The following is a 6,550-nucleotide window of genomic DNA, read 5'->3' as shown; positions in this document are numbered from 1 at the left end:
CGGCTCACGCCGCCCGACCTCCGGCCCGCCGCCGGGCCCGCCGGCGCCCCGCTCCGCGCCGCCGGGCCCACCGGTGCCCCGCTCCCCGTCGCCGGGCCCACCGGTGCCCCGATCCGCGCCGCCCTCTCCGGCCGTGCCGCCCCCGGGCCCGCCGACCCGCTCACCGCCCGGCTGCTGAGCGCCCTGTTCCTCGCGCCCCGGCCGCTGCCCGCCCTGCTCCGCGCCGCCGCCCTGTTGCGAACCACCGGGCCGCTGCCCGCCACCCTGCTCACCGCCCGGCCGCTGCCCGCTGCCCTGTTCGCCGCCCGGCCGCTGCTCACCGCCCGGCTGCTGCCCGCCGTCCCCCTGCTGCGAACCGCCCGGCCGCTGCGCGCCCTGCTCCGGGGCGCCCTGGCCGTGCTCCCGTTCCTCGGGCCGATCCGGCTCCCGGCGTGCCGCCTCGTCACCCGCCCGCTCGCGTGCACGCTGCGCCTGGCCCTGCTCGCCTCCGCCGCCCGACCCGCTGGCGAGGCCACCACCCCGCTGGGCCTGCCCGGCACCGGGCTCCCCGCCCTGGCCGGGACCGGGCTCTCCGCCTCGGTCGGGGCCGCCCGGCTCCCGCAGTGACTGGTCGGCGACCGCGCCGATCGCACCCACCTGCTGGCCGAGGTCGTCGGTCGCGCCGCCGGCCCGCTCCAGCGGGCGCTGCTCCCCCGGGCCGACGAGCTGCTCGCCCAGGTTGGACATCTGCTGCGTGGCCCGGTTCACGTCGTCCATCGCGGCCGTCGCCGTACCCGACAGCGTCTGGATGACCTGCGGGTTGCGGTCGATGGTGGTCAGCGCCCGGTCGAGAATCTGCACCAGCTTCTCCAGCCGCACCTTGAGCAACGCCTCGGCGTGCACCCCGGTGATGTCCAGCTCGACGCCCTCCAGGTGCACCCGCACCCCGGCGTCGAGCTGGAGGAGGTTGGCCAGCCGGGCCCGCAGGGAGACGTCGGCGTCCAGCCCGTCCACGGCGAGCCGGATCGAGTCGACGGACACCTCCGGGATGTCCAGCAGGACGTCCGGCTCGTTCTCCCCGCCCCGGCGGGCAGCTTCCGCTTCCCTGCCGCGGCGGGCAGGCTCCGCTTCCCCGTCGCGTCGGTTCGATCGCCCGCCGGTTCGGTCGTTGTCCCGCTGCTGCGCGTACTCGCTCATGCTCCCCGCTCCGCATCCTCCGGCCGGGCCGGCCGGGACCGTTCGGCGCGGGTACCCGCTATCCGGCCGAACATCCCGCCGGCACGGCGGTACGACCGGGCTGGCCGCCCGGCCACGGGTAGACGCGCCGGCGCGGTCCGGCGTGCGGAAGGGCGCCCAGAAGACGGCAATCGCAGAGCTGCGCACCCGGGCATGAGCCGGTATGGTCCGGGCCTATGGGACAGGAGATGGCTGACCCGGCCGGCATCCGGCAGGAGTCCGAACGGTTCGCGTTGCGCAGCGCCCTCCTGGTCCCCGCCCCCGCGCAGCGGGCGTTCGAGGTGTTCACCGGGGCTCTGGCGCAGTGGTGGGTGGTGGAATACACCTGGTCCGGGCCGGAGCAGCTCGCCGACCTGGGCATGGAGCCGCACAGCGGCGGCATGCTCTACGAGATCGGTCCGCACGGCTTCCGCTGCGACTGGGGCCGGGTGCTGACCTGGGATCCGCCCGAGCGGCTGGTCTTCACCTGGCAGATCGGGGCGGACCGGGCGCCGGTGCCGGACCCGGCGAAGGCGAGCGAGGTGGAGGTGCTCTTCCACCCGGACGGGCCGGAGCGGACGCGGGTGGAGGTCGAGCACCGGCACTTCGACCGGCACGGCGAGGCCGCGGAGGGCTACCGGCAGGCGCTGACCGCCGGCTGGCACGAACTGCTCACCCGCTACGCCGCCAGGGTGGCCGACCGCAGCGCCGGCTGACCGGCTCCCGGCGGTTCACCGCCCGCCGCCCGACCGCCCCGGCCCAAGGCGCTACGCCGGCACGCACCGGCCAGGCCCACACGCCACCAAGGGCACGCGCCACCGCCGGCACGCACCGGCCGTCGGAGGCTGCGGCGGTCAGCGGCCGAGGCCGGGACGCGCACCCGGCGCGGTGGCGACGCCCCGCCCGCCGAGGTCGGCGCGGCGGCCCGCCTCGGCACCCGAGCCGAAACCGCCGCCGGCCAGCCGGCGCGGCGCGGCGGTACGCAGCCGTGGGTAGACCTCGGCGACGCGGTGCCGGACCCGGTCCGACCGGTCGGCCAGGACCAGTGCCACCGAGGGCGCACCCGCCTCGGCGGCCGCCCCGGCCTCCGCCGCCCGGAGCCGCACCCCGATCACCTGGGCGAAACCGGCCAGCCAGGAGCGCCGGAAGGCGGCGACATGCGCGCCGGCCGGCACCTCGGCGCCGGCCAGCCCGTGGGCGGCCTGCACCAGCAGCGACGTGAAGAGCAGCTCGACCCGTTCCAGGTCGCTGGCGAAGCCGAACAGGTGCATGGCGAAGCCGGCGCCCTCCCGGCGGCGGACGCAGCGGCAGCGCAGCGGATCGGCGACGGCGGCGAGCAGGCCGGCCTTGTCCCGGGCGTACGGGGCGACGACCTCGACCACCCGGTCGCCCACCGGGTCCGTGGCCGGATCCCGGGCGGCCAGCAGCGCCCGGTCCACGCCGTAGCGGGCGATCAGCTCGGTCGCCTTGGCCGTGAACGCGGCCGACTCGGCGGGGGTGCAGGCCGGGTCCTCGGCCTGGGCCAGCAGCTTGCGCACCTTGCTGAGCATGGCGTCGGACATGCCCCTCAGCCTGTCACGGCGGACCGGCCCCGCCGCACCACGCCCGACCGGTGGCCGTCGGGCGCCCAGGTGATCCCGAGCCGGCGGGCGGCACCGACGGGTCAGTCGGCTCGGCTACGCAGTGTCGCCACGGTCGAGCCGGCGAGGGTGAGCAGGCACTCCGGCAGCAGCCCGTCGGCCGCCGCCGCCCCGAACAGCGCCTCGCCGGTGTCGGCGTCGGCGTTGGCGTACGCGCTGACGAAGCGCGCCACCCAGCGGGTGTCGTAGCCCGCCTCGTCGATGCCGGGAAAGTCCAGCGCGCAGGTGCCCGGCGGGACCGGCTCGCCGACCATCGTCGCGGCAAGACACCAGGCCACCCCGTACGCGCCGGCCAGGCCGGACCGGTCGACGACGGCGTCGAAAGCCCCCGCCACCGCGTCGCCGTCCCCGGCCAGCGCCGAGCGGAGCACGGCGGTCGCGTCGTCGAGCGTCTGCTGTGGTGAGTCCGTCACCCACAGCACGGTAGAGGGGAGGGTCAAGCCATCCGGCAGCAGTCACTTTCCGTAGTCAGGGCGGGCGACCTGCGGATTGAGCCCCATCCGTGGTCCCGCCGCGCAGCCCAGCACGCTAATGTGCGCAGCGGACCTTCGCCGGAGGAAGGACGACCATGTTCAAGTCACGCGCCTCGCGGGCGGCCACCCTGGCTGCCTGCGCGACGTTCCTGCTCGCCACGAGCGCCTGCGGGACCGAAGAGCCCGAGGAGGCGGCCACCCAACAGGTGCGCCTCTACGGCACCGACGGCAACATGCTGAACTCGTACCCTGCCGAGCTGAAGGATCGCGCCAGCCTGGTCGACGGCATGAAGGGCACCACGCCGCTGACACCCCTGCCCGAGGACTTCAAGAACCGGCTCCGGTCCATCGACCCGAAGCTGGGCGACTTCCTCTACTCCGCCGAGGCGTACGACGCGGTGGTGATCAGCGCGATCGCCGCACAGCTCGCGGGCACGACGGATCCGGCCGCCATCGCGAAGCAGATCGTCGGGGTCACCAACGGCGGGCAGCGCTGCGAGCGGGTGGCCGAGTGCCTGGTCCTGGCCCGCGCGGGTCAGGACGTGGAGTACCGCAGCGTCTCGCTGACCCGGGCCGGCTTCACCGACGCCGGGGAGCCCTCCACCGCGAGCTACGGCACGCTGCACTTCGACGGCCAGCGGCTCAACGACGGCAAGACGGAGTTCGTCGGGGCCGGGGACGAGTCGGCGGCGAGCACCAAGGCCCCGCCGAAGGCGAAGAAGCAGCGCGGCGGGCGCACCGACCGCAGCGACGGCTCGCCGCTGGTCATGGGCGGCCTGCTGCCGCAGTCCGGTGACCTGGCCCTCGCGTACCCGCCGATCTCCGCCGGCACCAAGCTGGCGATCAAGGAGATCAACGCGGCGGGCGGGGTGCTCGGCGAGCCGGTGGCCTGGATCGACGGCGACGACGGCACCAACCCGGCCGTCGCCAAGGCCACCGTGGCCCGGCACGTCGCGCAGAACGTCCACGTCATCATCGGCGCCGGCGCCTCCGGCATCTCCCGCGCGGTGCTGCCCGACGTGGTGCGGGCCGGCAAGGTGCTGTTCGCCCCGTCGAACACCGACGCCAGCCTCACCGAGCTGGACGACAAGGGCCTCTACTTCCGCACCGCCCCGCCGGACAGCCTCCAGGGCCGGGCGCTGGCCGACGTGATCCTCCGCGACGGCCCGCAGAAGATCGCCATCGTCGCCCGTAAGGACTCCTACGGCGAGGGGCTCCAGAGCACCGTCCGGGCCGAACTGGAGCGGGCCGGCATCGGCGGCGACCGGCTCAAGCTGCTGACCTACGACCCGCCGGAGGACGCCAAGGCGAACCCGATCGACTTCGTCGCGGGCGCGAAGGAGATCAAGGACTTCGGCGCGGAGGCCGTGCTGATCATCGGCTTCGCCGAGTCCGCGCAGGTGATCCGGGCCCTCGCGGACGCCGGGGTCGAGATCCGGCACTGAGCCGCCACCCGTCGGACACGGACGGCCGCACCGGTGACCGGTGCGGCCGTCGTTCGTCCGGGGCCTCAGCGGGGGCGGCGACGCTCCAGGAACTCCGTCATCCGCCGGTGCTTCTCCTCGTCCTCGAAGAGCACCGCCTGGCTGACCAGGTCGAGGTGCGGGTGCGCGGCGGCCGGCGCGTCGACCGCCAGCTTGGTCAGCCGCAGCGCCAGCGCGGAGCCCTTCGCCATCTCGTCGAGCAGCCCGTGCGCCGTGGGCAGCAGCTCGCCGGGCTCGGCCACCACCCGGTTGACCAGCCCGATCCGCAGCGCCTCCTCGGCGTCCACCCGCCGGCCGGTGAAGAGCAGCTCCTTGGCCCGGGCCTCCCCGACCAGCGCCGGCAGCCGGTGGGTCGCCCCCGCGCCGGCCAGGATCCCCAGCCGGACCTCCGGCTGGCCGAACACCGCCCGCGCCGTGCAGACCCGCAGATCGCAGGCGTACGCCAGCTCGGCGCCCCCGCCCAGCGCGGGCCCGTCCACGGCCGCCACGGTCGGCATCGGCAGCGCCCGGATCCGGGCGAAGGCCGCCGAGTTGATCGCCGCGAGGGCGTCCAGCCGACCCCGCTCGCGCAGCTGCCCGATGTCCGCCCCACCGGCGAAGATCCCCTCGGTGCCGCCGGTGAGCAGCAGCAGGCGGGGCCGTGCCTCCAGGTCCGCGCAGACCTGGTGCAGCTCGGCGATCAGGTCGGCGTCGATGGCGTTGCGCTTCTCCGGCCGGTCGAGCGTCACCACCAGCCGGTCCGCGTGTTCCTCGATCCGCAGCCCACTCATGAGCGCACCCCGCCTTCCCAGCGGTAGAAGCCCTGGCCGGACTTCTTGCCCAGCCGGCCGGCGGCCACCATCTTCTCCAGCAGCGGCGGCGGGGCGAACCGGTCCCCGTACGCGGCCTGGAGGGTGCGCGCGATGTCGAGCCGCACGTCCAGCCCGACGAGGTCGGTCAGTTCCAGCGGGCCGACCGGGTGCCGGTAGCCGAGCACCATCGCCTTGTCGATGTCGGCCGGGCTGGCCACCCCGTCGGCGACCATCCGGATCGCCTCCAGCCCGAGGGTGACCCCGAGCCGGGAGGTGGCGAAGCCGGGCATGTCGCGTACGACCACGGGGTCCTTGCCCAGCCGGCCGGCGAGCGCGACCGCCTCGGCGGTGGTCTCCTCCGCGGTGGCCGGGCCGACCACGACCTCCAGCAGGGCCATCGCCCAGACCGGGTTGAAGAAGTGCAGCCCGAGGAAGCGCTCGGGCCGGGCCAGCCCCTCGGCCAGCGCGGCGATCGGGATGCTGGAGGTGTTGCTGCCGAGCAGCGCCGGCCGCAGCGCCTCGGCCTCGCGCAGCACCGCCCGCTTCAGGTCCGGCCGCTCCGGTACGGCCTCGACCACCACCGCCGGCTCCTCGGCGACCTCGGCGAGCCCTGAGCGCAGGGTCACCCGCTCCCGGTTCGTCGCGGCCCGGTCGGCGTCCAGCTTGCCGCGCGCCACCGCCCTGTCCCACAGCTCCCCGAGCCGCTCGACGGCCGCCGCGCCCCGGGCCCGGTCCACCTCGACCAGCTCGACGGCGTGCCCGGCCCCGGCCGCCACGTACGCGATGCCGAGGCCCATCGTGCCGGCCCCGACGACGACAAAGCGGTCGCTCATGACGCCTCCCTGTCTCCGGTGGCGGGACGGGGTCGACCCGCGCCCCGCCGCCCGCTCCACTCGCTCATGGGCCGACCCTATGCAGCGGCGATCTTCACGGCATGCGTGGGGGCGCGGAGGATCGGGTACCACGGC

At 75.7% G+C, this 6,550-nt stretch carries 7 protein-coding genes; 2 read left to right on the top strand and 5 right to left on the bottom strand.

The annotated features are described in order from the left end of the window. The coding region (locus tag ACFHW0_RS08675; RefSeq protein WP_416606695.1) for a hypothetical protein at positions 1-1,176 on the bottom strand (1,176 nt) is incomplete at its 3' end. 215 nt (positions 1,177-1,391) lie between these two features. Between ACFHW0_RS08675 and ACFHW0_RS08670 the strand changes: the two genes are divergently transcribed. Then, complete coding sequence (locus tag ACFHW0_RS08670; protein ID WP_416606694.1) at positions 1,392-1,910, top strand: SRPBCC family protein; 519 nt, start codon at positions 1,392-1,394, stop codon at positions 1,908-1,910. Positions 1,911-2,048: 138 nt separating this feature from the next. Here ACFHW0_RS08670 and ACFHW0_RS08665 read toward each other — a convergent pair whose 3' ends face one another. Then, positions 2,049-2,756 (bottom strand): DUF2786 domain-containing protein, encoded by a 708-nt coding sequence (locus ACFHW0_RS08665; protein WP_416606693.1) that lies wholly within the window; start codon positions 2,754-2,756, stop codon positions 2,049-2,051. Between the two features lie 101 nt (positions 2,757-2,857). Next, positions 2,858-3,247 carry a hypothetical protein gene (locus ACFHW0_RS08660; RefSeq protein ID WP_416606691.1) on the bottom strand — a complete coding sequence of 130 codons (390 nt, stop codon included), beginning with the start codon at positions 3,245-3,247 and terminating at the stop codon, positions 2,858-2,860. Positions 3,248-3,402: 155 nt separating this feature from the next. On the opposite strand from ACFHW0_RS08660, the gene ACFHW0_RS08655 reads away from it, so the two are divergent. After that, positions 3,403-4,752 carry an ABC transporter substrate-binding protein gene (locus tag ACFHW0_RS08655; protein WP_416606689.1) on the top strand — a complete coding sequence of 450 codons (1,350 nt, stop codon included), beginning with the start codon at positions 3,403-3,405 and terminating at the stop codon, positions 4,750-4,752. Between the two features lie 65 nt (positions 4,753-4,817). Here the strand turns inward: ACFHW0_RS08655 and ACFHW0_RS08650 are convergent, their stop codons facing one another. Both ACFHW0_RS08650 and ACFHW0_RS08645 read right to left on the bottom strand, forming a co-directional pair. Further along, entirely contained in the window at positions 4,818-5,561 is a 744-nt protein-coding gene (locus ACFHW0_RS08650; protein WP_366641348.1) for an enoyl-CoA hydratase/isomerase family protein, read from the bottom strand. Continuing rightward, a complete protein-coding gene (locus ACFHW0_RS08645; RefSeq protein ID WP_416606687.1) occupies positions 5,558-6,415 on the bottom strand; it encodes a 3-hydroxyacyl-CoA dehydrogenase family protein in 858 nt (285 codons plus the stop codon). Before ACFHW0_RS08645 ends, ACFHW0_RS08650 begins: the two co-directional genes overlap by 4 nt. Positions 6,416-6,550 lie beyond the last annotated feature (135 nt).

Source organism: Micromonospora sp. LOL_025 (assembly GCF_048060285.1).
Classification (GTDB): Bacteria; Actinomycetota; Actinomycetes; order Mycobacteriales; family Micromonosporaceae; genus Micromonospora.
The sequence above is the reverse complement of the archived record's forward strand: the minus strand, read 5'-3'. Positions and strand labels throughout refer to the sequence as shown.